This window comes from Brucella tritici (assembly GCF_902825325.1).
In the GTDB taxonomy this organism is placed as follows: Bacteria; Pseudomonadota; Alphaproteobacteria; order Rhizobiales; family Rhizobiaceae; genus Brucella.
The window spans coordinates 1-25,813 of record NZ_CADEAR010000017.1 but is presented as its reverse complement, the minus strand read 5'-3'; the positions used below and the strand labels follow the sequence as shown (position 1 = coordinate 25,813).

Below are 25,813 nucleotides of genomic sequence, written 5' to 3'. Positions count from 1 at the left end.
GGAAAGTTACTCCGAAGGAATTTAACGCTCGGCGCGTCGGCCACTGGCGAGGATAATCACCGCAATGATGGTGAGCCCGGTCAGGACAAGACGGACACCGGCGCCGAAGCCGTAGGTGTTGAGCATCGAAACTATGAGGAACATGAAGAGGGCGGCTCCCCAAATGCCGGGGATGTTGGAATCGCCGCCAGCAACCGCCGTGCCGCCGATGATGACGACGGCAATCGACATCAAAAGATATTCCGCACCCATGTTCAGCGCCGCACCGCCCGAAAAGCAAGCAAGCAGGAACCCGCAGAGCGAAGCGAGCACTGCACAGAGGAGATAGGTGACGAAGCGCGTGCCATCGACCGGAACGCCCGCCATACGCGCAGCGAAAGGGTTCTGGCCTATTGCCGAAATCCAGCGTCCATAGATGCTCCTTTTCAGGAGCACCCAGCCGATGACCGACAGGATCAGCGCTATGATGGCGACGTTGGGTATGCCGAGCGTGGAGGATGTGGTGAACTGCGCGAGGCTTTCCGGCGGCTTCACGCGCAGGCCGCGATTGCTCCAGATGGCGGTGGACTGGATCAGGAAGCTCATCGACAAGGTGGCGATGATGGGCGGAATGCGTAGAAGCTTGATCAGCGCATAATTGCAGATGCCGATGGCAACACCAACCAGAATGGCAACGCCTAGCCCCGCCAGAACCATGCCGTCCTGCGTATCCATGAGCTTGAGCGCCAGTGTCGCGGCAAGCGTCATATTGGCTGGGACAGACAGATCGATGTTACCGGGGCCGAGCGTAATGACGAACATCTGCCCGAGGCCGACGATAACCGAGAAGGAGGCGAAAGTGAAAGCCGCGTGGGAGAGCCCGTGTGCGCCCGCGCCACCGGTAAAGAGGATGGTGATGATCCAGACGATGGCAGTGGCGATGAACGACCATATCCACGGGCGGTTGGTAAGGACAGCGAGACGGCTCATTGCTTTTTCTCCCTCTTTTCGAGGCGATTAAGGAAGAGGCGCAAAGCCAGCACCACGATGAGAATGCCGCCTTGCGCACCGATCTGCCAGTCCGGCGAAATGCGCATGAAGGAGAGGAAGGACCCGGCAAGCGTCAGCGTCAGGGCACCGATGACGGCACCGATGGGCGATACACGTCCGCCGACAAACTCACCACCGCCGAGAATAACGCCTGCGATGGACAGAAGCGTATAACGTAACGCGATATTGGCATCTGCCGATGTGGTGAGACCGACCAGTGCAATTCCTGCCAGCACCGCGAAGAAGGCAGCCAGCGCATAGGTTCCGGCACGGATCATCGTTACAGACCAGCCAGCACGCTCGATGGAGCGGCTGTTACCACCCGCGCCACGCATCAGCACGCCGAAGGTGGAGCGCATGACGATGAAATGCGTGACAACCGCGATCAGGATACTGGCCACAATGGCCATGGGCATGAAAGGCGGCTTGGCGGTCATGATCCAGCGTGCCCAGTCCGGCGCCTGTCCGCCGGGCGAGGGCAGCAGCAGAACGGCAAATCCGCCCCAGACGAAGCTCATGCCAAGTGTGACGACGATGGAGGGCAAATTACGCAAGTGGATCAGTGCGCCAAGCGCTGCATAAGCTGCAATGGCTGCCACAAGGATCAATACCCCGATGACGGGCGTGGTGTTGAGATAGGTTGCGGCAACACAGACCACGAAACTCACGAAGGTGCCCATCGAGAGATCGAGATCGTTGACCGCCATGATGAGCATCTGAGCGATGGTTGCTAGCGCAATGGGGACGGCCAGATTGAACAGCAGATTCAGCCCGGTATAGCTCATGGCGCGCGGCTGCATGTAGAAGACGGCGGCAAGCAGCAGAACCAGCGAGAAAACCGGCGTGAGCAGGCGGACGGAGGAAGAGGAAAGGCGCATTATTCGTGACCTCCCTCAAAGGATGCTGCAAGCACGTTCTTTTCCGTATTGTCTTCGCCGGTCAGTTCCGCGACGATAGCGCCGTCGCGGAAGACATAGACGCGGTCACAAAGTTCGATTTCGTCCATTTCGGTGGAGTACCAGACGAATGTGCGTCCGTTTTCGGCCTCATGGCGCAGGATTTCATAGACTTCCTGCTTGGTGCCGACATCGACGCCACGCATCGGATCGTCCATCAAAATAGTGTTGGCGCTGGTTGCCAGTGCGCGGGCGAAAAGCACTTTTTGCTGGTTGCCACCCGACAGCGACAGGATGCGGTTGCCCATATCCGGCGTGCGTATCTGGATGCGATCTTTCCAGTCACTGCCAAGGGCATCTTCCCGCTTCTGGTCAACGAGTTTCAGCGACGACAGCCGGTCCAGCGAGCCGATGGTGAGATTGTGCAGGATGCTCCACAGCGGGAAAGTGCCGTTGAGGCTGCGATCGCCCGCAACGAAGGCGATTTCGCAATTGCGGGCCGGAACCCAGTTCGGCCGCCGTGCATAGTAGAGATCGAGCAGCATCCTGGTCTGTCCGTGTCCGGCCAGCCCTGCGAGACCGATGACTTCGCCCTTGAAAGCCTGAAATGGCTTTATGTCAGTGGCACGCTTGGCGAAGGACAGAACGGGCGTGCCGCTCGCATCGGTTTTTGCGGTGCGGCGCGCGGCCTTTTCGCGCTCAACGCTGCCCATAGCTTCGACGAGGCTGCGATTGGTGAAATCTTTTGCCGCGCGATTGGCGACCACCTTTCCGTCCTTCATCACCACGATGCGGTCGGAGGTTGAGAGAATTTCACCCAACATATGCGAAATCAGGATAACGGCACCGCCGGTGCCGACGAAACGGCGCACATACGCCATCAGTTGCGCGGCAATGCCTGCATCAAGCGATGACGTCGGTTCATCGAGAATAACTAGTTTTGGCGCAGTGCAGGGCGCGGTGAAGTTGATGGCGATTTCCACCATCTGGCGCTCGGCGATGGAAAGCTCATCGACAGTAACGCTGCTGTCGATCTTGTGGCCCGGAAAAATCTCGTCGAGCTTTTTGGAAATCAGTTCGATGGCGTTGCCGCGCCAGCCAGTTCCGGTCAGATCGCGCTGCATGATGCGAACATTTTCGGCAATGGTCAGGTTCGGAAACAGCGACAATTCCTGAAAAACGCAACGCACGCCGTGCTTGCGTGCTATCGCCACGCCGTATCCTGTTTCCTCGTGATAGGAAATACTGCCTTCATGCGGCGACAACCCGCCATTGATGACATTGACGATAGTGGATTTGCCGGCGCCATTGTGGCCGACAAGCCCGACGCATTCACCTTCGCGGATCACGAGTTCGGCGCCATCCAGTGCTTTTACCGCACCGAACTGCACGCGGATATTGCGCGCCGCGACGACCTCCCGTTTCTCTGCTGCTTCTGTCATACGCTCAACTGATTGCTGGAAATGCTGAAGAATAGGCGATGCAAAAGGGCGGGAACGAACCCCGCCCCAATCGCTCGATTATGTGGACGCCCTGCTTATTTGGCGGCGTCGATGACTTTCTGCGCGTCTTCCAGCGAATATTCGACATTGGCGACACCACCCTTCTGGGTGTTGGCGAGGTCCTTGTCGAGCGATTCCTGACTGACGCTGAGGAACGGAACCACGAGGTCCTTCTTCACGTCCTTGCCGTCGAGAATCTGCTGGGCAACCCAGAAAGCAAGCGTGGAGACGCCAGGTGCGATCGAAACCGACATGGTTTCATAGCCGTTGGCGTCTTTCTGCTGCTTCCACCACTGCAGTTCGTCTTCACGGTTGCCCATAATGATGATCGGCGTTTCGCGCTTGGCGGCGGCGAAGGCCTGCGCGGCGCCATAGCCGTCGCCGCCTTGCGTCACGACAGCGTCGATCTTTGGCAGGCTGGGCAGGATACCGGCGACGGCGCGCTGCGCGACATCTGCGGCCCAGTCGCCATTGACGGAGCCGACGACCTTGAACTTCGGATGCTTCTTCACGCCTTCTTCGATACCGGCATGAATATTGTCGTCGACCGAAACACCGGCAAGGCCGCGAATTTCAAGCAGGTTGCCGCCATCGGGGAAGCGCTTTGCCAGATAGTCGATCTGGCCTTCGCCCATTGCCTTGAAATCGACCGCGATGCGCCATGCGCAAGGCTCCGTGACTGTGCCGTCAAAGGAAACGACCGTGATGCCCGCGTCGCAGGCTTCCTTGATTGCGCCGTTCAAAGCGGTTGGCGAAGCGGCATTGATGACGATAGCGTCATAGCCCTGCAGGATCATGTTCTGAATCTGTGCGGCCTGTTCTGTGGCCTGATTTTCAGCCGTCGTGAACGGATCAGCCGCAGCGACCACACCGGCCTTTACGGCTTCCTTGGTGATCTTGTCCCAGCTCTCCAGCATGGCCTGGCGCCATGAGTTGCCAGCATAATTGTTGGAGAATGCAATCTTCTTTGACGATGTGTCGGCCAATGCGCTGCCAGCGGCGAGAACGCCTGCCAGTGCTGCGGATGCGAATAGGATTTTTGCGAGTTTCATTCATTCCTCCCGGTTGCCAATATACGACCCGCAGCGCCCCGGCACTTCGGATCGTCTGAATTGATTGTGATGCGAGCCTCCCGCACCGCCGCTCCTCAACGGCACCAGTCTGCGCCTGACGCGATTTTACGCTCTTGTCTTGCGGGCAATTTTCTGGTGAAGCGAGGATGAAAGAAGAGAAGCCTTCTGTGAAGGCCGAATGAAGCAACTGTCTTGCGGGTTTCCGCAGCAAAATTGCGGGAACCCGCAAGACGCGCCAAGCATGTCACGGCGTATTATAGAGCTTCATGAGCAATTTGCGTTCTGGAGGAGAAACGCTTGGCCGAACTCGCGCCCCAAAGGTTGCTCGACCACTATCTGAATATTTCCAGATTGCTGGCGGGACAGCTTGACTTCGATTCCATCATTCAGGCGGTGGCGGCGGAGATCACGCATATCGTGCCGTATGACCATCTGGACGTCTGCATCAAGATGCTGGATGGCAAGTTCCACATCGCCTATGAGAGCGGCATTTCGACGGCCTGGAGCCGCAATCCGCCAGCGCTTCTGTCCGGCAGTCCTATCCGTACTCTGTTGTCGGGCGAGGCTGGTTACCTTCTGACCGATGACGCACGCGCGGATCCGCGTTTTCATTTCGAAGGTTCGTTTTCCAGTCCGATTATCGAGCATGACCTGAAAGGGCGCCTGCATGTGCCTTTGAAGGCGCAGGGCGATATCATAGGCGCGTTGAGCTGTTCCAGTCTCATGCCCGCCTGCTACCAGCTGAGGGATGTGGAAAACGCTCAATCAATCGCTGATCTGCTTGCACCATACTTCTTTGCAATCCGAGCTGCGGAGCAGGCCAAACGCTCTGCTATTGTGGAAACGGAAGCACGAGCCCGCGAGGAAGGCTTGCGATTTGGTGCGCTGAAACTGACTGAAGCCCTGGAGACCGAGCGCCATCGCATCGGTATGGATTTGCACGACCAGACGCTGGCCGACCTGACACGTCTTGCGCGCCATGTGGAACGGCTGACCCACGCCCCGGACCCTTCAGGCGAACAGCTTGAGCTGTTGTTTCGCGGGCTCCAGCATTGCATGCACGATCTCAGGCAAATCATTGAAGAAGCCAAGCCTTCGATCCTTCAGTTGTTCGGTTTTGTGCAAGCGACGGAAAATCACCTTGATCGCTCGGTGCGTGATAGCGGCTCATCCATCGAATGGACGCTGGATGATCACAGTGAGGGCATGGCTGACCGGCTGGAGGAAACGGTTGCGACTTCGCTGTTCCGCATCGTGCAGGAAGCGATCAACAATACGATCCGTCACGCCCATGCCAGCCGGTTGCGCGTAATGTTCCGCGACAAGGGCGGTCGCCTGCACGTTGAAGTCGCGGACGATGGCATCGGGATGGATCGCCAGATGCAAAGGCCGGGTGGCGGGCTTGGTGGCGGGCATGGAATCGACAATATGCGCACGCGCGCGCGGTTGATTTCTGCAAGTTTCGCTATCAGGAAGAACGCGGAAGGTGGCGGCACCAGCGTGACGATCCATCTGCCTGCAGAGATGTGCCGGGAGGCCGGAGAGTAAAATGCATGTTCTGATCGTGGAAGATGATCCATTGCACCGCGCTTATCTTGGCGAGGCGGTGCGCGCAGCATTGCCTGAGTGCAGCGATGTTCTGGAAGCCGACAACGGCTCAGCAGGTGAGAAGCTGGCCCGTCAGCATCGCGCAGCCCATATCGTCATGGACCTGCAGATGAGCGGGCGCAATGGCATTGAGGCCGCGCGCACCATCTGGAAGGAAAATCCAGAAACCCGCATCCTGTTCTGGTCGAACTATGCCGATGAAGCCTATGTGCGCGGTGTGTCGCGCATCGTGCCGGAAGGTGCTGCTTATGGCTACGTGTTGAAATCGGCGTCCGACGACAAGCTGCGGCTGGCATTGCGCAGCATCTTTGTCGAAGCACAATGTGTCATCGACCGCGAGGTGCGTGGTCTGCAGCAAAAGAGCCTTGGACATGCCAGCGGTTTCAGCGAAAGCGAATATGAAATTCTGGTCGATATCGCACTGGGGCTTACGGATCGTGTCATTGCCCGTCGCCGCAATCTGTCGCTGAGAAGCGTCCAGAACAGATTGCAGCAACTCTATGAAAAACTTGGCGTTTATCAGGAAAAGGGTGAGCCGGAGGAAGGGCGCTTCAACCTCCGGGCTCGTGCCGTGACGGTTGCGCTTTTGCGCAAACTGCTGAACTACAGCGCGCTGGAACGCGCCGAAATCGAGCTCAACGACTGGATTACAGCATCGGCCCGAAAATCGGATTCGATTTTCGGAAAGCACGATGCGTAGATTCATTCGGTTAGAGCATCCTTTGTGCGTCCGAAGGGACGCACGGCGCTCTAACCGACAGCCGCTTTCAGGCGGCGCTGCTCGAGATTGAGGCCGAGTTCCGTCGCACGGGCAATGACCGGCGCGAAGCGGCGGCGCTTCTTTTCCTCGTGATTGGAAGCAATGTCTGCGATGCGGTGCTTGAGGAAGGGATTGAGAAACCGTTCCCGCACGGAAGCTACATAAGCTTCGGCCTGTTCGCCAAGGCCGTCCGCAGTAAATACCGGCAGGACTTCCTCACGCCAGACCGCTTCCAGTTCATTCCGGATCGTCTCGTCCTGCATGGCTTCCAGCACGATCTCGTCTTTCGGGCGGCTGCCCTTAAGCCATTGTTCCGCGATGAACGTATGGCCAAGGTTCAGCAAGTAGAGCTTCAGATGCTCATAGCGTGCAAGATCGTCGGTGACGACGATATCGTCGTGTTCGCAAGGGAGCGTCAGGCCATCGGCCTTTTCGATTGCCCAGAGCGCGTAGGGCTCGGCAACGGCGCCGATTGGCTCGATGGGTTCGGAAACGATGCGGTCGACAAGGCTGTTGGCGAACACGCACCGGGTTTGGAGCCATTGCACGAAACCGTCCGACAGTTTCCAGTCATGGGCCAGATCACTGAGGATCGAGCGCAGCTTGTCGCCATTGCGCGAGATCAGCTCGCAGGGAAAGAGCGACAATGGCGCATCGGGATTGTGCTGCCAGCGATGATGCAAAAGCATCAGAAGCTTGGCCGGAAAACTCTTCGGCAATGCATCCGGATTGGCAATAAGTGAGCTGTCATCGCTTCTGTCGAGTTCATAGCCCTTGTCGCCGGTATTGGAGAGGATCACATCGACGCTGGCGCCAAGGTCGAGAATCGCTGCCCAGTCGTGATGTGCGGAATAGGCAACGGTAACGCCTTTGGCCTGATGTTCGGTCTCGGACGGCTTGCCGTCGATAAGCCCACGGATCATTACTGGATAGCTGCCGCTCTCGTTCAAAGCCGCGATGCGCTGGCTACTCTGCGGATTTGAAGTCGTCTGCACGACGGCAATTGTCCCGATGGCTTTCCCCTTCGAAAGTGCCTCCGAAACAAAGAAATCGGCATGAGCCAACAGAAAACGGCTGGTGCCGAACTGCAGGATCGCTGGCTTCTCGCGCATGACCTTCTCCCATAAATCGTTGGTTTTAACTAAGCGATGCACGGTAAATTGGTCAAGCCAGTAGGAATCTTTATCGAGAGACTGGTTCGGTTTCAGATGTGGAAATGTGCATTTTGCCGCAATTCTTCGGGCTTTTAAGCATATTGCGCTTCTTTCCGGTTGGAAATATGGTAAGGCCAATTCGAGGAGAGGCGAATTTGGGAGCACAATGAGCGACTTTACGGCAACCGCGGAACCCCGCAGGCTTTATCAGCAGATTGCAGACCGGGTGAGAAGCCTTATCCAGGAAGGCCAGTTTCCTGCCGGTAGCAGGCTGCCGGCTGAACGCGAGCTGGCGCAGCAACTTGGCGTGTCGCGGCCTTCGCTACGCGAGGCGCTGATTGCGCTCGAAATCGCCGGTAATGTCGAAATCCGCATGGGTTCCGGCATCTACGTCACGGCAGAGTCAGAAAAGCGCTCGCTGTCCCATGGCGCTTCCATTGGCGAGAGCCCACTTGAAATCATGCAGGCGCGCGAAATGGTCGAAGGCAGCGTGGTCGTCACGGCCTGTGCGCGCATGACGCCTGAAACGCTGGCTGAACTGCGCGCAACGATTGATGCAATGAAGATCAATGTCGATGCCGGGCGCAAGGCCATTGAGCTCGACAGGCAGTTTCATCTGCTCATTGCCGAGCAATCGGGAAATTCCGTGCTGGTGCGCATCGTGCGCGACCTTTTTGACGAGCGGCATAGTCCGCTGACGTCGCATATCAGGACGCGCTTCGAGGATAACGATACATGGGCTCTGGCTCTGGCCGAGCACGAAGCCATTTATGCGGCGCTGGAAGCGAGGGATCCGCTTCAGGCGCAGGCAGCCATGCGAACGCATCTGGATCGATCCAAGCAGCGTTGGATGGATAACGAACCCAGCGAGTGATTAGCCGGGACGATTTGGGAGTGAGGTCAGACACATGAATGAATCCGTTGATACAGCCGTTGCGCCGGTTATTCTGCTGCATCCGTCGGATGATGTTGCGGTTGCGCGCATTTCGGTTCGCGCCGGTGATCCGATCGGCCTTAACGGGATCAATGCCAGCGAGCTGATCGGACGCGGGCACAAGGTTGCTATTCGCGATATTCCGGAAGGCAAGGAAGTCCTGAAATACGGTCAGGTGATCGGCGTTGCGACGAAGGATATTGCTCGGGGCGAGCATGTGCATTTGCAGAACCTCGCCATGCTGCCCTCCGAACACGAGCATCAGTTCTCCATCGATATCGATGAACACGGTATGCTGCCCGAGGCGGAGCGTCGTCATTTCATGGGCTATGACCGGGGTGCTGGCGGTGTCGGCACGCGCAATTTCATCGGCGTGATTTCGTCGGTCAATTGCTCGGCTACGGTGTCGCGTTACATCGCGGATTATTTCAACCGCATGGGCGGTCTCGACGGTTTCGACAATGTCGATGGTGTCGTGGCGCTGACGCATGGCAGCGGTTGCGCGCTCAATACCAAGTCGGAAGGCTATCGTCTTTTGACACGCACTATTCAGGGCTATGCCAAGCATCCGAATTTCGGCGGCATATTGCTGATCGGGCTTGGCTGCGAAACCAACCAGATTGCGCCGATCCTCGAACATTATCGCATGGAGGAAGGCTCACGCCTGCGCACCATGACGATCCAGCAGCATGGCGGCACGCGCAAAACCATCGATCATGCGATTGCCGAGATCAAGGAAATGCTGCCGCTGGTCAATTCGGCGGTACGCACTAAACAGCCTCTGTCGAAGTTGAAAGTGGCGCTGGAATGCGGCGGGTCGGATGGCTATTCCGGCATTTCGGCCAATCCGGCGCTCGGCTATGCCTCAGACCTTATCGTACGCAATGGCGGTACGACCGTTCTGTCGGAAACACCGGAAATCTACGGCGCTGAGCATCTTTTGACCCGTCGTGCAGTAACGCCTGCGGTCGCCGAAAAGCTGTTGCAGCGCATCGACTGGTGGCGTGATTACACGGCGCGTAATGGCGACGAGCTGAACAACAATCCATCGCATGGTAACAAGCTCGGCGGGCTAACCACCATTCTGGAAAAGTCGCTCGGCGCCGTTGCCAAGGGTGGCTCTATGCCGCTCAAGGCCGTCTATGAATTCGCTGAAACTGTGACTGAACCCGGATTCGTGTTCATGGACACGCCGGGTTACGATCCCGTCGCAGTAACCGGACAGGTGGCTGGCGGCTGCAACGTGATTTGTTTCACGACCGGACGCGGCTCGGTTTCCGGCTTCAAGCCTTCGCCTTGCATCAAGATCGCCACGAATTCCGAAATGTACGAGCACATGAAGGAAGACATGGACATCAATTGTGGTGGTATCGTCACTGGCGATGAGACCATTGAGCAGTCCGGCACCCGCATTTTCGAACATATCATCGCGGTCGCATCCGGCGAGAAGACGTTGAGCGAAGTCTACGACTATGGCGACAACGAATTCGTGCCTTGGCAGGTCGGCGCCGTAACCTGATCCCCTTTCTCTAATGACGACTGACAGGAATAATTCGATGGTCAAAGCTCTGCGTATCGAGAGCGAAAACGTCACACGTTTTGCAGAAATCGACGAAACGCCATTGCTGGCCGGTCAAGTCCGTGTGCGGGTTCGGCATGTGGGTCTGTGCGGCAGCGATCTGAACACCTTCAAGGGGCTTAATCCACTGGTCCAGCTACCGCGTATTCCGGGGCACGAAATCGGCGGTGAGATTATCGAAGCAGGCGAGGGCGTCGATGCCGCCTACGCCAAGGGCAAGCGGGTTATCGTGCTGCCCTATACGAATTGCGGCGAGTGTTCGTCCTGTCGCAAAGGTCGGCTTAATGCGTGCCGTTATAACAAAACGCTTGGCGTTCAGCAGAATGGCGGCCTGGCTGACCAGATAGTGCTGCCTGCCGAAAAGCTGATCCTGAACGATACGCTGGCACCTCGTCATCTGGCGCTGGTCGAGCCGCTTTCGGTTGGCTTCCACGCTGTCGAGCGCGGACGCGTTCAGGCAGGCGATACGGTTGCTGTTCTCGGTTGCGGCATGATTGGCATGGGCGTTCTCATCGGCGCGCTTGCGCGCGGTGCGAAGGTTATCGCCATTGACCCAAGCGCTGAAAAGCGCGAACTGGCGCTGCAATTCGGAGCAACGCACGCTCTGCCGGGCGGTGAGGATGTCGTCGCGAGGGTTCAGGAACTGACCAATGACGACGGTGTGGACGTTGCTTTTGAAGCGGTCGGTCTGCCGATCACCTTCACGCAGGCTGTCGATGTGGCAGGCTTTGCGGGCCGGGTGGTTTATGTCGGCTATTCCAAGGCCCCCGTCACCTATCAGACGCAGTTCTTCAACCTGAAGGAACTCGACATCATGGGATCGCGCAATGCGACACTCGCGGATTTCGAAGCCGTTATCGCGCATCTGGAAAAGCTTGGCGCGGATGCCGACAAGCTGATCTCGAAGGTATTTCCGTTCGATGAAGCTGAAGCGGCGCTTCCCTATTGGGACGGCGATCGCAACGTTTTGAAGATCATCATCGAGCATGACTGAAATCGAAGCAAATGTTCGGTGCCAGGAAGGATGGCATCGGACGCTAGTGGAGGAAACCGGCCTCAAGGCCAATTGTTTAATGACCCCATACGGGAGGACAAAGATGAAGAAACTCGTTACCGGCATGATCGCCGCCAGCATGTTGCTGGCAGGAAGCATGGCTGCATATGCTGCCAATGTGTCGATCAAGGTTGCCTATGAAAACAACCCCGGCGAGCCTTTCGATGAAGTAATGCATTACTGGAAAGATGATCTTGCCAAGCGCAGCAACGGTGAAATCACGCTCGAACTCTACCCAAGCTCGCAGCTTGGCTCGAAGAAGGACGTGACCGAGCAGGCCATGATGGGCCTTAACGTCGTGACCATTTCCGACGTTGGCTTTCTGGCTGAATATGATCCGGACCTCGGCGTGCTTTATGGTCCGTTCCTGACCGATGATCCGGCGCAGCTGTTCAAGGTTTATGACGGCCCCTGGTTCAAGGAAAAAAGCGAAGAGCTGAAGAAGAAGGGCATTCACATCGTAATGCCGAACTATCTCTACGGCATTCGTCAGATCATTTCCAAGAAGCCGATCCGTACACCTGAAGACCTGAAGGGAATGAAGATCCGCGTGCCGAACAATGTCATGCAGATCAAGACCTTCGAGGCCATGGGCGCGACCCCAACCCCGATGCCGCTGGGCGAAACCTTCCCGGCATTGGCGCAGGGCGTGATCGATGGCGTTGAGAACCCGATTTCGGTTCTTTACGGCCAGAAGTTCCAGGAAGAAGCCAAATATCTGAGCAAGGTTGGCTATCTGACCAACGTGGCGCTCATCGTCGGCGGCGAAGCCTTCTTCTCCACGCTGCCGGAAGATCAGCTCAAGATGATCCATGAGTCTGCCTATGATGCGGGCCTCTACAGCCAGAAGCTGACGATCGAAAAAGACAATGAAATGATCGAGAAAATGAAGGAAGCCGGTGTCGAGATCATCGAAGTCGACCGCGCTCCTTTCAAGGCGCTCGCTGAAAAGGTCTACACCCAGTTCCCGGAATGGTCGCCTGGTCTTTACGACAAGATCAAAGCCGAACTGAACTGATCCATCCTTATTCGGATATCACCATGTCGCGGCGTTGCTGCGGCATGGTTCGCTCATGGAATTCAATCCGATGAAACTGTTTGAAAAACTGATCGAATGGCTGGCTGCAGTGCCACTGTTCATCCTGCTTGCGATGTTCAACATCGCCGTCGTCATGCGCTATTGGATGCATCAGCCATTGCAATGGACCGAGGAAATGGCCGGTCTGTTGATGATCTGGATCGTGATGCTCGGCAGTGTCGCTGCGGAACGCAGCAACCAGCATCTTGCCATTCCGATGCTCGTGGATATGTTTTCGGAAAAGGTGCGCGATGTCGTCAACGCCATCGTCGCCATCCTGTCGGGACTGTTCCTGCTTTACGTATCCTATGCCGGTTACAAGCTTTCGGTTGCCGCTCAGTTCAAAGTGACTGACGTGTTGCGGGTCTCCTATTACTGGATCGATATCGCCGTGCCCGTCGGCTTCGTCATTATCGCTCTTTATATGTTTGCAGGCGCATTCAAATCCTTGCGTGCCGCTTTTGCGGGAGGCAAGGCATGAACCTGACCACCATCGTTCTCATCATGTTAGCGCTGATCGCGCTCAATATGCGCCTTTATGTGGCCATTCTGATCGCGGTCTTCACCTATTTTACGTTTTTCAACCAGATGCCGATAGCGATTGCCGTGCAGCGTTTCATCAGCCCGGCACAGAATACGTCGCTGCTTGCCATTCCGTTCTTCATCATGCTTGGCACGGTGATGTCGCATACCGGTATTGCAGAACGTCTCATCAAGGTTGCGGAAATTCTGGTCGGTCGTATGCGTGGCGGCATGGCGCTCACCAACATCATGGTTTCGACCCTGATGGGCGGCGTCAGCGCTTCCAACTTGGCTGACAGCGCCATGCTCACCCGCATGATGGTGCCGGAAATGGTCAAGCGTGGCTATGACAAGGCGTTTTCCTGCGCGGTGACGGCTGCAGGCTCGCTGATTACGCCGATCATTCCTCCGGGTATCGCGCTCATCATCTACGGTCTGATTGCGGATGTTTCCATCGGCAAGATGTTCATGGCCGGTGTCATTCCGGGTATTCTCGGCGCCATTATCCTGATGATCGCAGCTTATGTCACATCGGTAAAGCGCGGCTACAAGCCAAGCCGTGAAAAGCGGATGAGCGGAGCCGAAGTTATTTCGACGCTCGCTTCGGCATGGCCAGCGGTCCTGCTGCTGTTCGCGATCATCGGCGGCATCCGTATGAACATCTTCACGCCGACGGAAGCGGGTGCAGTTGCTGTCACGCTGGTTCTGATCATTGGTTTCGTGATCTATCGCGAAATGCGCGTCTCGCATGTGGTGGATTCGCTGATCGAAACAGCAAAATCGACTGCGTCTGTCATGCTGGTCATCATGGCATCGTCGGCGCTTGCATGGGTGTTCTCGCTTGAACAGGCAGGTCAGTCGCTGATGCAGCTGATCTCGTCCTTTACCAGCAATCCTTATGCGTTCCTGCTGGCAGTCAACGTGATCCTGCTGATCCTTGGCGCGCTGATCGAAGGCACGGCCCTGATGATCGTTCTGGTTCCGCTTCTGATGCCGACGGTAAAGGCTCTGGGCATTGATCCGGTGCATTTCGGCATCATCGTGATTATCAACCTGTCGATTGGCACGCTGACACCGCCTGTCGGAACGGTCATGCTGATGGTCTGCAATATTGCGAAGGTAAGGGTTGGAGATTTCACCCGTCAGGCTTTCAGCATGTATATGGCGCTGTTTATTCTTCTGGCGCTGGTTACTTACGTGCCGATTATTTCAACCTATCTGGCGCACTAGACTTGGCAGGTTGATCAAGGAGAAAAGCGCGGGAAGTTCCCGCGCTTTTTCATTTACTCACCATGGGTTCTCGACGCGAGGCCAGATGGCGCGGCTGAGCTTGCGGTAATTGGTCGTGCGCGGATTGCTCGGATAGGAACTGGGCGCTGCGACATAGATGATCTCGGCAGCAATCGGCACAAAGCCTGCATGAAAATGATTGGTGGATTTGACCACCAACATCTCCTTCTTCATCGGGTCGATGCCGATATTCGAGAAGATATTCGGCTCGAATGTCTGCGTCCGGTTGGTGTTGAGAATGATGTCGATCTCGGTGCCTTCAATTCGTATCACCGCCGAGGCTCCAAGCGTCACGCGGCTTGGGCCAAAACTCTGCCAGCCTTCGGCAAGGGTTTTCACGACTGTCACGCGCGCATCGATGGGCTCGCCGCCAAGCGGGCCGGACTTGCCGCCGAAACGCAGGTCGATCACAGCACCTTCGCCCGCCGCATGACAGAAGGTCACTGCGATGGGATCCCAGATCGTGGCAATGCCGATATTGTCGATACCGCGTTCGATCAGGCGGCGAAGAACATAGGTTCCATCTCCTGCAACGCCGCCGCCGGGATTGTCCCACACATCGGCGATCACTGCAGGCTTTGCGGGATTGGCCGCATGGGCGGCCAGCGCCCGGTCGATGCCCTGATCGGTGTCGAACATGGTCATCAGCGTTTGCTCGCGCATGGCGATCAGTTCACGCCCGAGTTTTTCAGCAAGTGCTGCACCCTTGGCCGGATCATTATCGGTAACGACGAGGATACGGGTTCCCATTTCCGGCACATCGGCAGCCATGAAGCCATGAATGACGGAAATGGACAGGATACCATCCTTACCGTGCATTGCCTTGATGCAGTCGACGAAGGAGCGCATTGGCTCTTTGCTTGTGGGAAACACACTGATCATATGACAGTCGAAAGTGGAAATGACCGGCTTGATACGACCTTTCAGGGCATCAAGTGCAAGGTCAACCACATGCTCGCCGCGTTCGTAAAAATCCGTGTGAGGAAATTCCAGGAACGACGCAAAAATATTGAGGTTTTCGACACGCTTCGGCGTCAGATGGCTATGCGGATCGAATTCGCTGGCAACCAGAATATCCGGCCCGACAATGGCGCGCACGCGCCCCAGAAGATCACCCTCGCAATCGTCATAGCCTTGGGCGACCATGGCGCCATGCAGGCCGAGAACGACTGCATCAACGGGCATTGCCGCCTTGAGCTGATCGAGAATTTCATCGCGCAATTCCTCGAAAGCCTGCCGCTGCAACAGCCCGCCGGGTTCCGCCCAGGTGGCGGTGCCTTCGATGACGATCAATCCTTCCGCCGCCGCGCGTTTGCGCAATGCAACTATAGGTGAAGAGCAAAGCGTCGGCGTTTCCGGATGCTTGCCCGGTGCAGCATAGAAGGCCATTTCGAACGAGGCCCTGTCGGTTGGAACCGGTGAAAACGTATTGGTTTCTGTCGCAAGCGATGCAGTGAAAATGCGCATGGAGATACTCTGTGCGGGGAGGTGACGTGCTTATTTTTTTGGTGCGTAGGCGATGGCTTCGACTTCGATCTTGATGTCGATCATCAGGCGGGATTCGACCGTGGTGCGCGCGGGCGGCTCTTTTGGAAAATAGCTGCCGTAAACGGCGTTCATTCGCCCGAAATCCCGCGCGTCTTCTAGCCAGATGGTTGTTTTGACCACGTCTTCCATTGTGGCGCCTGCAAGTGCCAGTGCGGCCTTGACGTTCTCGAGCGCCTGTCTTGTCTGCGCTTCAATGCCGCCCTCAACGATCTGGCCGTTTGGTCCGACTGGCACCTGACCCGAAATATAGACTGTGTCGCCTGCGCGAACGGCAGGGGAAAGTGGCACATGCGATGCGCCGAAGACCTGTTTTCTGGACATGATTTCTCCGGTTATTTGACGGCCCCAAGCGCCAGTCCCTTGATGAGATAACGCTGAAGCCAGATGAAAAGGACGGCGACCGGCAGCGTGGCGAGGAAGGTCGCCGCCATGACATAATGCCATTCGACGGTGTAGCGTCCGGCCACCAGCGAGAAAACCTGTATGGGCAGCGTGTAGCTCTCCTGCCTGCGCAGCATGGTCAGTGCGACGACGAATTCATTCCATGCATTGATGAAGGTGAAGATGGCGGTCACGGCGATTGCAGGCAGGCAAAGCGGCAGGAACACTTTTATCAGTGTCTTGCCGCGCCCGGCGCCTTCCATCCACGAGGCTTCTTCCAGATCACGCGGTATGGTGTCGAAATAGCTTTGCAGCATCCACACGGTGAAGGCGATGTTGAAAGCCATATAGACCGCACCGACCGCGGAGACACTTTCGATCAGCCCATAGGCGGCGAGCAGCCGGAAAAGACCGAGCACCAGAACGATGGGCGAGATCATCTGCGAAACGAGCAGGAATTGCCGGAATGCATCGTGGCCAGCAAAGCGGAAGCGCGACATGGCATAGGCAGCAGGAATGGAGACGATGATGGCACCGACGGAAGCAATGACCGAAACGTAAAGCGAGTTCAGAAGTGCCTGCCCGAATTTGGTCTGGACCCACATTTCCGAAAAATTCTGCCAGCGGAAGGTACTTGGCCACCACGTTGGAGAGAGGACTTCCTGTGGCGGTTTGACGGCGGTAAGAAACATCACCGCAAAGGGAAACAGTGTCAGCACGATAAGCGGCGACAGAACGGCCCAGGCAATGATTGTGCGTTTCAGCTTTGAGCCGGTCATGCGCGTTCTCCCCGCATTGCGAGGCGGATATAGATTGCCGTGAAGACGAGGAGGATCGCCAGCATGATGAGCGATACTGCGGAGGCTTCTCCCAGCTTTCCGAGCCGGAAGGCGAGCTTGTAGAGATGTGTCACCAGAATATCGGTGGAGTTGGCCGGTCCGCCCTGTGTCATGACCCAGATGATCGGGAATGAATTGAAGACATAAATCGTATTGAGTACGATGGCGATATTCACGAAGGGCTTGAGCAGCGGAAAGGTGATTTCGCGAAACTGCTGCCACAGGCTGGCGCCTTCGAGGGATGAGGCTTCGTAGAGATCCTCCGGGATGGATGACAGTCCGCCGAGAAATATGGTGGTCGTGAACGGCACGGTGACCAGAATACCGACCAGTATCTGCATGGGAAAGGCGGTAGCTGCGCTCGCCAGCCATTGAATGTTGCTGTCGATGATGCCGAGATTACGCAGTGCGGAATTGAGCATTCCGCTTTCACCATTGAGCGCCCAACGCCAGACAATGGCAGTCATGGTGAGCGAAACCGCCCAGGGTAGCATGACGATGACGCGCGCTACCGAGCGGCCATAGAAATCCATGTTGAGGATGATGGCGACTGGAATGGAAACGATCAACGCGCCGCCAACCACGGCGACGGTCCAAAGTGCGGTGCGCCAGAGTGCATTGAGGAAATCGGGCGTTGCGAAAAGCGCAGTGAAATTTGCGCCGTCGTTGAAATCGCGTAGCTGCCCGAAGCGGTTCACGTCATGGCTGGCAATTTCGACGAGATGCACCACGGGCCAGAAGATCACCACCGCAGCCAGAAGCAGGCTCGGCAGGATCAGGAGATAGGGCAGGGTGCGGCTTTGCATAGGCAATCAAAATCCCGAAAAGGAAAAAAGCCCGGCGGCGCGAGGGCACTGCCGGGCAGGCGGGGAGTGCTACTTCTTCAGGATCGCGTCCGCCTTGGCGGCGGCGTCCTTCAGCACGGCATCAGGTTCGCCCTTGCCGAGATAAATGCTCTGCATGGCATTGGACGTGATGTCGGCAATTTCTTCCCAACCCGGAATGATCGGTGCAAAGCGGGCATCCGGCAGCAGCGCGGTGAAGGCGGCGAGATCGGCATTATTGACGTAATAATCCATCTTCGCTTCTTCCTTGTTGACCGGAAGGAAGCCTTCGCCCTGCGTGAACTTGGCGCGCCATTCGGTCTGGAACAGGAAGTCGAGCACCTTCCAGGCTTCCTCCTTGTTCTTGGAATTCTGGAACATGATGACGGAATCGGTCACGCCATAGGTGCCACGCGCGCCTGTCGGTCCGGCTGGAATAGCCGCAACGCCATATTTGAGGTTTGGCGCTTCTTCCTTGATCTGGTTGGAAAGGAAAGGTGCGGTAATCATCATGCCGACCTTGCCCTGCTTGAACAGATTCTGCACGTCCTCACGTGCATAGGACGTGACGCCAGGTTGGGTCAGGCCATCGTCGATCAGCGACTTGTAAAGCTTAGCGGCTTCCAGTGCTCCGGGTGTACTGAGGCCTGACGTGCCGTCCTTGTTCAGGATTTCCGTGCCGTAGGACCACATGCCGTAATAGTAATAAACGTCGGTCTCGATTTCTTTGCCCTGCAGGCCGAAACCGTAATTCTCTCCGCCGAGCGCCTTGATCTTGGTGGCGGCGGCTCTCAGTTCGTCCCAGGTTGCGGGCGGATTTTCAACGCCTGCCTTGGCCAGCAGATCCTTGTTGTAATACATGGCGCGGGCAGATGCCGCGATCGGCAGGCCGTAGGTCTTGCCTTCAAGAACGGACGGTGACAGGAAAGTTTCGATGAAGCGGCCCTTGAATGCGTCGTCCATGTAGCTGTCGAGCGGTTCGGCGATGCCCTGCTGTACGAAATCGATTAGCCAGCGCGTGCCGATGATCGAAAGATCCGCATTGGTGCCGGCCGAAATATCAGTTGTTAGTTTCTGCAGAAGCACATCCCACGGCACTACTTCGAAATTGAGGGTTATGCCGGGATTAGCGGCTTCAAACGCCTTCTTGACCTCTTCGAAATAGGGGCCGGTCTTGGAGCTGTACTCCGCCACGGTCATGCGTACTTCGCCAGCATTTGCGACCGACGACAGCGCTAGAATACTCAATCCGGCCAGCAGGCCAGCCTTCCATTTGTTGATAGACATCTTCCCGTTCCCTTGTTTTGCCCCGCATTGGTGCGATGACGATCTATTTTTGTTATTTTCTTACATTATCGGCTTAATCGGCACTTTCAAGTGAAAAGTTTTGTTGCAAACTTACATTTTGACTTTTACGCTGGTGGGAATAAACAGGTGCAGAAAGCTGCCACATAAAAGGGGAACAGCGTGGAGCAAGCAGGCGAATTTGCCGGGAAGTCGGTGCTGGTTACCGGGGCCGGTGGCGGTGTTGGAAGCGCGCTGGTCAAACTGTTCTCTGAACGCGGCGCCCGCGTGATCGGTTGCGATGCGGCATTGGAAACGATGACGGGCGACGCTCTTCATGCTCGCTACGCCTTCGATCTTCTTGATCGCGATGGACTTGAACTGGCTGCAACGCGGATCATAGCGGAATCCGAATTGCCCGATATTGTCATCAATAATGCGGGCTGGACCCGCGCCGAGACCTTCGATGGGCTGGATCAGGGCAAGATCGAGGTTGAGATCGACCTCAACCTGACCGCTGTTGCAGGATTTTCCAATGTGATGGCGCAGGCGATGGCGGCGCGGGGCAGCGGTGTTTTCGTCTTCATTTCTTCGGTCAATGGGCTCCTGCATTTCGGAAACCCGGCTTATGCGGCAGCCAAAGCCGGAATCAATGCTTTTGCGCGCAGTATTGCGGTTGAGTTTGGAAGGAAGGGCGTACGCGCCAACGTCGTCTGTCCGGGGTCGATAAGAACGCCTGCATGGGACCATCGTATCGCACAGGATGCAAGCGTGCTGGACCGCCTGCAGCGCTTTTATCCGTTGGGGCGTATCGTTGACACCCGTGAAGTGGCGGAAACGGTAGCATTTCTGGCCTCTGACCGCGCATCGGGGATTACCGGCGCGATCCTTCCTGTCGACGCCGGGCTGACTGCGGGCAATCTCCGCTTCTTCGATGATATTCTCGGAGGGAACTGAGCGATGAAAGAGGTTTCGCTGCGCGGTATCACCAAGACTTTCGGGCAATTGACCGTTCTCGACCGTGTCGACCTCGATATTCAAAGCGGGGAATTCCTTGTGCTGGTCGGCCCTTCCGGTTGCGGAAAATCCACGCTTTTACGGATGGTGGCCGGGCTTGAGCCCATTTCCGGCGGTGACCTTCTGATTGGTGGGGAACGCGCTAATGAGCTACCACCGCAAAAGCGCAATATCGCGATGGTGTTTCAATCCTATGCGCTGTTTCCGCATATGACGGCGCGTGAAAATATCGGTTTTGGCCCACGTATTCGCGGCGAGAAATCGGAAGAAACGGCCGCGAAGGTGGACAGGGCGGCTTCTATCCTCAATCTCCACTCCTATCTTGACCGCTATCCGCGCCAGCTTTCAGGCGGCCAGCGCCAGCGCGTTGCCATGGGGCGCGCCATTGTGCGCGAACCGTCGGTGTTTCTGTTCGATGAGCCGCTTTCCAATCTCGACGCCCAGTTGCGCGTGCAGATGCGCACGGAGATCAAGGCCCTGCATCAGCGGCTGAAATCGACAGTGATCTATGTCACCCATGACCAGATCGAGGCCATGACAATGGCCGACAGGATCGTGGTTATGAATCAGGGCAAAATTCAACAGATCGGCGCGCCATTGGATCTTTATGATCGCCCGGCCAACAAGTTCGTTGCGAGCTTTATCGGTTCACCGTCCATGAGCTTCATTCCGGGCACGGTGACGGGCGGAATATTCCGTACCGGAGAGGGTGAGGAAATCGCCGTTTCAGCAGGGCCGTCAGATGTCCGGCAGGCGGAAGCGGGCATTCGGCCGGAAAACTTCACGGTCGCGCCCACGGGCAAGGGGCTGACGCTCACTGTGGAGGTGATCGAGCCGACAGGTCCCGAAACGCATATTTATGGCCGGATCGCAGGACAGCCCATACGAGCTGTGTTTCGCGAGCGCGTACGTCTTGCGCCGGGCGAGCAAGTGCCTGTAACTGCAAAGAGCGAACATATACATCTTTTCGACAAGGATAGCGGTCTCCCGCTTTGAACTTCCGATGAGCAAGGTTGCCGACATCATCACGCGGCTGCATGTCGTGGCGCAGGACGGATCGAAATCCGCCCGGCGGCTGGCTGCGCTCGTGCTGGCTGATCCCGATTACGCCTCCAAGGCGGCAATCTCGGAAATTGCGACCAGAGCCGGTGTCAGCGAACCCACAGTGACCCGCTTCTGCCGCGCGCTTGGCTGTGATGGGGTTCGCGATTTCAAGTTCTTTCTGGCGCAGGCGCTGGCCATTGGCGGCCAGTATCTGACGGCGGAAATTCCCGCTCGTGACGTTCGTGAGAGTCGTATAGCCACGGCTGTAACCGACGCGGCGATTGCCGCTATCCAGCGGGCCAGCGATGGGCTTGATATGAGCGTGTTGATGAAAGTGGCGGAACGGCTTGCCGCCGGTGGCCCTGTGCTATGTCTGGGGTCTGGCGGCATCTCGTCCATGCTGGCAACAGAAATGCAGAACAGATTGTTCCGCTTGGGGCTTCCTGTCAGCGCGCAAGTGGATGGGCAGTTGCAGCGCATGTATGCCGCCGTCACTACACATGAAACGACGGTGATCGCTTTCTCAGTCTCCGGTTTTGCGCGTTCGGTGGTAGAGGCCGTGCTGGTCGCGCGGCAATATGGAGCGCAGACGGTGGCGATCACGCCTGCCGGTTCCGATCTCGCCAAGGCGGCGGACGTGCTCATCCCTTATCAAGCCAATGAAGATGGTAATATCTACAAGCCGACATCATCACGCTTCGCGCTGCTAGCCATTCTCGATATGATCGCCACGGCGACAGCAGAAGCGCGTGGCCCAAAGGTGCTGGAAAGCCTGCGCCGCATCAAGCATAGCCTCAATACGCTCACCATAGACGATCCGCGCTTGCCGCTGGGAGACTGATACATGACCAGACCGAAAACCGTGCACGAGGTGGATACACCCGCTATCCTCATCGACATTGATCGTGTGAAAGCGAATATCGCCAAGGCGCAAGCCCATGCGGATTCAGTGGGCGTTAAACTGCGCCCGCACATCAAGACGCATAAACTGCCGCTCTTTGCCAGAATGCAGGTGGAGGCGGGCGCGACCGGGATCACCTGCCAGAAGCTTGGCGAGGCAGAGGTCATGGCCGATGCTGGGCTAACGGACATTTTCCTGCCCTATAATATTCTGGGTCAGGAAAAGCTCGACCGCCTGCACGCCCTGCATCAACGCATCACGCTGTCGGTGACGGTTGATAATTCAACCTCCCTTGCAGGGTTGGCGGAACGTTTCACCGATGAAAAACACCCGTTGAAAGTGCTTGTCGAATGCGACACCGGCATGGGGCGCTGTGGCGTGCAGACGCCAGCCGAAGCGTTGGAACTGGCACGGATTATCGATCAAAGTGCAGGCCTTCGTTTCGGCGGTCTGATGACCTATCCCGCAGCGGGCAAGCCGGACGAGGCTGAACAATGGCTTTATTCGGCCCGAGAACTGCTGGAAGCAAACGGTATTCAATGTGAGACAATTTCGAGTGGGGGCACACCCGATATGTGGCGCAAACCCAGTGACAGTGTTGTCACCGAGTATCGCCCTGGTACTTATATCTATTTCGACCGTTATCAGGTCGCGAAGGGAGCGGGGACAGTGGATGATTGCGCCTTGACGGTGCTTTCAACGGTCGTCAGTCACCCAACATCTGAGCGCGCAATCATTGATGCCGGTTCCAAGGCGCTATCCAGCGATACGTTGGGACTGAGCGATTATGGCGAGATAATGGGGCGTCCCGACGCCCGTGTGATCGGCTTGAGTGAGGAGCACGGCAAACTGACCGGCGACGTCGCCGACATGAAAGTTGGCTTGCGGGTCCGCGTTATTCCCGACCATGTCTGCGTCGTTTCCAATCTCTTTGACGAGGTTCATCTTGTTTTGGGTGAAGATGTCGTTGACATACTGCCGGTCGCCGCACGTGGAAAATTAGGATAATCAGGAGGATAGAATGAAGGCTGCGGTCAATCCGTTTGCTGGCGACAAGGATCGCGAACAGATTTGGGAAATGCTCGTGCGGCGCGATATCGAAGCTTTCGTGTCGCAAGACTGGTCCCTGGTGGCCGATGATTTCGACGAATTGCGCTTCCTTGGCATTCATGCGCACAATGATCGCGATCCCGATAAATGGGATGCGGGATTTCCGACGCTCATAAGTTATCGCGATGAATGGCTGCGACAGGCGGCGGAAAGTGCGGTGGTCGAATATGCTGAATCTCTGGCGGACGGTATCTTCCGTGCGACCAACCTGAGTGTGATCGATATTACGGGCAATGTTGCCGTCGCGCGGAAAAAATTTGATGGAACGATAACCAGGAAGGACGGAACAGTTGATCGTCTCAACTGGCAAACGCTTTATTTTTGCCGTCGCGATGGCGCTCGCTGGAAGATCACCGGCTTTGTCGGATACATGGCGTATCGTTGAAATATCTGACTTTTGAGGCATTAATCACGGCGCGAATTCATCAGTCTGCGCCTCATTCCGCAGGGACAAGTGGTCTACAATAATATAGATAGAGTAAAGTATAATATAGATATGATTATAAATTGGTATTATTTATGAATAATAAGGTTAATATATTTATAGAATAAGTATACTTATAGAAATAATAACAAAATAATATAATTCAAAATTTGAAATATAATAAATATGTAATATATTCTTACTTAATTTTCCAAAATTCTAAGCTATAGTTCTCATCCATGCGAGGAGATGTACTATGGCAAAAATAGTCGGCACAACCAATTCAGACAATATCGTCGGTTCTGACGAGAATGACCGTATATGGGGTCTAACTGGAAATGATTTTATCGATGGAGGCCGCGGCAGCGACATTCTTGATGGGGGCGCGGGCGATGACGTTCTGACAACCACCGGCGGAGAAGCATCTGGATTTGATGAACTTACAGGAGGGGCCGGCAATGACCGTCTTGTCTTCAATTTTGTCGGCGGCGCAGCACGCGGCGGGGAAGGAATTGATACGCTTGTAGCCGATCTGTCGAACCAGCAAGACGCCGTTGTGTTCAGTGCGGCGCAAGGGCACGCTTACTGGGGAGATCCAACGGTTAGTGACAATCACCTCTATTTCACAGATGTCGAACGTCTGAATCTTCAGACGGGTGCAGGCAATGATGTCATCGATGCGTCAGGTTTTGCCTTTGCAAACATTCACGCGGGTGCCGGCAACGATAAGATTGTGGCTGGAGCTGGGAATGATCAGATTTCCGGCGGTGCGGGACATGATCATATCTGGGGTGGAGGCGGTGCCGATGAAATCCGCGGCGGCAGCGGCAATGACATTATCGACGGTGGCAATGGCGACGACAATATCTCCGGGGATGAAGGCAATGATACGCTGCTGGGAGGCCGGGGTAACGATATCCTGAATGGTGGTGACGGCGACGACACTCTCAACGGCGGCGACGGTAATGACATTCTCTACGGAGGACCAGGCACGGACACCTTGATCGGTGGCGCGGGTAATGACACGTTCATCAGTTACAACGCAGATGGCGACATCATGATTGGTGGCGATGGCAATGACAGTTTTTCGGCCGGTGTGCAGGATAGCTACTATGCCGGATACTGGTTTCAGATGTCTGGCGGCGCCGGTGACGACACGTTCTCGATTTATAGTGACGGCAACCTCGGCAGTATTGATGGCGGTGAAGGAACCGACACGCTCTCGGTGAATTTTGACGACGTTGCCCGTGGCTTTACTTTCGATGCCGCATCTTACACCACGATAGAGAAATTCAACCTCGATGTTCGCTCGGCGACCACGGGGGCTCAAATTTTCGGCGGCGACGGCGATGACCGTATCACTAGCTCGGAGACGTTTCGGGAAGGGTTTAGCGGGAATGACACCTATGATGGCCGTGGGGGCAATGACTATATCTACGGCGCAAGCGGTTCCGACAATCTCCTTGGTGGGGATGGTGACGACGAACTGAACGGTGGTGAGGGTTCGGACCGGTTGTTGGGCGGGGCAGGTTCCGACATTCTGACCGGTGGCAGTGGTGCCGATACATTTATCTGGGACGATGAATCTGTTCAGTCCGGAGGTCTCGATCGCGTAACCGATTTCAACGTAGATGGCGGAGATGTCCTCCTGTTCCGAGGCGTAGATACCATCACAAACTTTGACAGCTTTGTTGCCGCATCTGTCGATACGTCCGAAGGCGTTTTTGTGAGCATTGATGGTAGTGCAAACGGAATCATTATCGAAAATGTTACGCTTGCCGAATTGTCGGAAAATGATGTCACTTTTGCCTGAGCCTAGGCGATCATTATAAAGCGATCCGATAATGCACCTTGTCTCTCCCGGTGAATTCCGGGAGAGTATGCTCTAGGGTCAAACCCCAATCAGACTGTTGATCATATTGGTTCTCCGTGGTTCACTGCCTTCTACAGCAGGAGTTTTGG

At 56.2% G+C, this 25,813-nt stretch carries 24 protein-coding genes; 14 read left to right on the top strand and 10 right to left on the bottom strand.

Going from position 1 to position 25,813, the window contains the following annotated elements:
• Window positions 1-21: 21 nt before the first annotated feature.
• The 4 genes from HWX93_RS19155 to HWX93_RS19140 form a co-directional block, all read right to left on the bottom strand.
• Window positions 22-969, bottom strand: coding sequence for an ABC transporter permease (locus tag HWX93_RS19155; RefSeq protein ID WP_176038361.1), 948 nt, complete (start codon window positions 967-969; stop codon window positions 22-24).
• Window positions 966-1,907: an ABC transporter permease gene (locus HWX93_RS19150; protein WP_176038360.1), complete on the bottom strand. Its 942-nt coding sequence runs from the start codon at window positions 1,905-1,907 to the stop codon at window positions 966-968. The genes HWX93_RS19155 and HWX93_RS19150 overlap by 4 nt, the downstream gene beginning before the upstream one ends.
• The gene (locus tag HWX93_RS19145; RefSeq protein ID WP_176038359.1) at window positions 1,907-3,367 is read right to left on the bottom strand and encodes an ATP-binding cassette domain-containing protein; all 1,461 of its coding nucleotides are present in this window, start codon (window positions 3,365-3,367) and stop codon (window positions 1,907-1,909) included. The genes HWX93_RS19150 and HWX93_RS19145 overlap by 1 nt, the downstream gene beginning before the upstream one ends.
• A 95-nt stretch (window positions 3,368-3,462) precedes the next feature.
• Entirely contained in the window at window positions 3,463-4,479 is a 1,017-nt protein-coding gene (locus tag HWX93_RS19140) for an ABC transporter substrate-binding protein (RefSeq protein WP_176038358.1), read from the bottom strand.
• Between the two features lie 318 nt (window positions 4,480-4,797).
• Here HWX93_RS19140 and HWX93_RS19135 point away from each other — a divergent pair, with 318 nt between their 5' ends.
• Entirely contained in the window at window positions 4,798-6,048 is a 1,251-nt protein-coding gene (locus tag HWX93_RS19135; RefSeq protein WP_176038357.1) for a GAF domain-containing sensor histidine kinase, read from the top strand.
• Between the two features lies 1 nt (window position 6,049).
• Window positions 6,050-6,808, top strand: coding sequence for a response regulator transcription factor (locus HWX93_RS19130; protein WP_176038356.1), 759 nt, complete (start codon window positions 6,050-6,052; stop codon window positions 6,806-6,808).
• Window positions 6,809-6,858: 50 nt separating this feature from the next.
• Here HWX93_RS19130 and HWX93_RS19125 read toward each other — a convergent pair whose 3' ends face one another.
• Entirely contained in the window at window positions 6,859-7,980 is a 1,122-nt protein-coding gene (locus tag HWX93_RS19125; RefSeq protein ID WP_176038355.1) for a mannitol dehydrogenase family protein, read from the bottom strand.
• A gap of 208 nt (window positions 7,981-8,188) precedes the next feature.
• On the opposite strand from HWX93_RS19125, the gene HWX93_RS19120 reads away from it, so the two are divergent.
• The 6 genes from HWX93_RS19120 to HWX93_RS19095 all read left to right on the top strand — a co-directional run bounded on the left by HWX93_RS19120 (window position 8,189) and on the right by HWX93_RS19095 (window position 14,419).
• A complete protein-coding gene (locus HWX93_RS19120) occupies window positions 8,189-8,896 on the top strand; it encodes a FadR/GntR family transcriptional regulator (protein WP_109986379.1) in 708 nt (235 codons plus the stop codon).
• Window positions 8,897-8,930: 34 nt separating this feature from the next.
• Window positions 8,931-10,475 (top strand): UxaA family hydrolase, encoded by a 1,545-nt coding sequence (locus tag HWX93_RS19115; RefSeq protein ID WP_176038354.1) that lies wholly within the window; start codon window positions 8,931-8,933, stop codon window positions 10,473-10,475.
• 37 nt (window positions 10,476-10,512) lie between these two features.
• A complete protein-coding gene (locus tag HWX93_RS19110) occupies window positions 10,513-11,529 on the top strand; it encodes a zinc-binding alcohol dehydrogenase family protein (protein ID WP_176038353.1) in 1,017 nt (338 codons plus the stop codon).
• Between the two features lie 103 nt (window positions 11,530-11,632).
• Window positions 11,633-12,607: a C4-dicarboxylate TRAP transporter substrate-binding protein gene (locus HWX93_RS19105; RefSeq protein ID WP_176038352.1), complete on the top strand. Its 975-nt coding sequence runs from the start codon at window positions 11,633-11,635 to the stop codon at window positions 12,605-12,607.
• A 70-nt stretch (window positions 12,608-12,677) separates the two neighbouring features.
• Window positions 12,678-13,148, top strand: a complete 471-nt coding sequence (locus tag HWX93_RS19100; protein ID WP_176038351.1) for a TRAP transporter small permease — start codon at window positions 12,678-12,680, stop codon at window positions 13,146-13,148.
• Window positions 13,145-14,419 carry a TRAP transporter large permease gene (locus HWX93_RS19095; RefSeq protein WP_109986384.1) on the top strand — a complete coding sequence of 425 codons (1,275 nt, stop codon included), beginning with the start codon at window positions 13,145-13,147 and terminating at the stop codon, window positions 14,417-14,419. The genes HWX93_RS19100 and HWX93_RS19095 overlap by 4 nt, the downstream gene beginning before the upstream one ends.
• Before the next feature lie 57 nt (window positions 14,420-14,476).
• Here the strand turns inward: HWX93_RS19095 and HWX93_RS19090 are convergent, their stop codons facing one another.
• The 5 genes from HWX93_RS19090 to HWX93_RS19070 all read right to left on the bottom strand — a co-directional run bounded on the left by HWX93_RS19090 (window position 14,477) and on the right by HWX93_RS19070 (window position 19,358).
• Window positions 14,477-15,946: a M81 family metallopeptidase gene (locus HWX93_RS19090; protein ID WP_176038350.1), complete on the bottom strand. Its 1,470-nt coding sequence runs from the start codon at window positions 15,944-15,946 to the stop codon at window positions 14,477-14,479.
• Window positions 15,947-15,976: 30 nt separating this feature from the next.
• Window positions 15,977-16,348 carry a RidA family protein gene (locus HWX93_RS19085; protein WP_176038349.1) on the bottom strand — a complete coding sequence of 124 codons (372 nt, stop codon included), beginning with the start codon at window positions 16,346-16,348 and terminating at the stop codon, window positions 15,977-15,979.
• An 11-nt stretch (window positions 16,349-16,359) separates the two neighbouring features.
• Window positions 16,360-17,187 carry a carbohydrate ABC transporter permease gene (locus HWX93_RS19080; RefSeq protein ID WP_176038348.1) on the bottom strand — a complete coding sequence of 276 codons (828 nt, stop codon included), beginning with the start codon at window positions 17,185-17,187 and terminating at the stop codon, window positions 16,360-16,362.
• Window positions 17,184-18,053: a carbohydrate ABC transporter permease gene (locus HWX93_RS19075; protein WP_012093248.1), complete on the bottom strand. Its 870-nt coding sequence runs from the start codon at window positions 18,051-18,053 to the stop codon at window positions 17,184-17,186. The genes HWX93_RS19080 and HWX93_RS19075 overlap by 4 nt, the downstream gene beginning before the upstream one ends.
• 69 nt (window positions 18,054-18,122) lie before the next feature.
• Window positions 18,123-19,358, bottom strand: coding sequence for an ABC transporter substrate-binding protein (locus tag HWX93_RS19070; protein WP_109986389.1), 1,236 nt, complete (start codon window positions 19,356-19,358; stop codon window positions 18,123-18,125).
• Between the two features lie 180 nt (window positions 19,359-19,538).
• On the opposite strand from HWX93_RS19070, the gene HWX93_RS19065 reads away from it, so the two are divergent.
• The 6 genes from HWX93_RS19065 (at window position 19,539) to HWX93_RS23220 (ending at window position 25,664) form a co-directional block, all read left to right on the top strand.
• A complete protein-coding gene (locus HWX93_RS19065; protein WP_176038347.1) occupies window positions 19,539-20,312 on the top strand; it encodes an SDR family oxidoreductase in 774 nt (257 codons plus the stop codon).
• A gap of 3 nt (window positions 20,313-20,315) precedes the next feature.
• Window positions 20,316-21,368: an ABC transporter ATP-binding protein gene (locus HWX93_RS19060; RefSeq protein ID WP_176038346.1), complete on the top strand. Its 1,053-nt coding sequence runs from the start codon at window positions 20,316-20,318 to the stop codon at window positions 21,366-21,368.
• Between the two features lie 7 nt (window positions 21,369-21,375).
• Window positions 21,376-22,257: a MurR/RpiR family transcriptional regulator gene (locus HWX93_RS19055; protein ID WP_176038345.1), complete on the top strand. Its 882-nt coding sequence runs from the start codon at window positions 21,376-21,378 to the stop codon at window positions 22,255-22,257.
• A gap of 3 nt (window positions 22,258-22,260) precedes the next feature.
• On the top strand, window positions 22,261-23,325 hold the full coding sequence (locus tag HWX93_RS19050) for a D-TA family PLP-dependent enzyme (RefSeq protein ID WP_176038344.1): 1,065 nt from the start codon (window positions 22,261-22,263) through the stop codon (window positions 23,323-23,325).
• Between the two features lie 13 nt (window positions 23,326-23,338).
• Window positions 23,339-23,812 (top strand): hypothetical protein, encoded by a 474-nt coding sequence (locus tag HWX93_RS19045; RefSeq protein WP_176038343.1) that lies wholly within the window; start codon window positions 23,339-23,341, stop codon window positions 23,810-23,812.
• A 295-nt stretch (window positions 23,813-24,107) separates the two neighbouring features.
• Complete coding sequence (locus tag HWX93_RS23220; protein WP_176038342.1) at window positions 24,108-25,664, top strand: calcium-binding protein; 1,557 nt, start codon at window positions 24,108-24,110, stop codon at window positions 25,662-25,664.
• The last annotated feature ends 149 nt before the right edge of the window (window positions 25,665-25,813 follow it).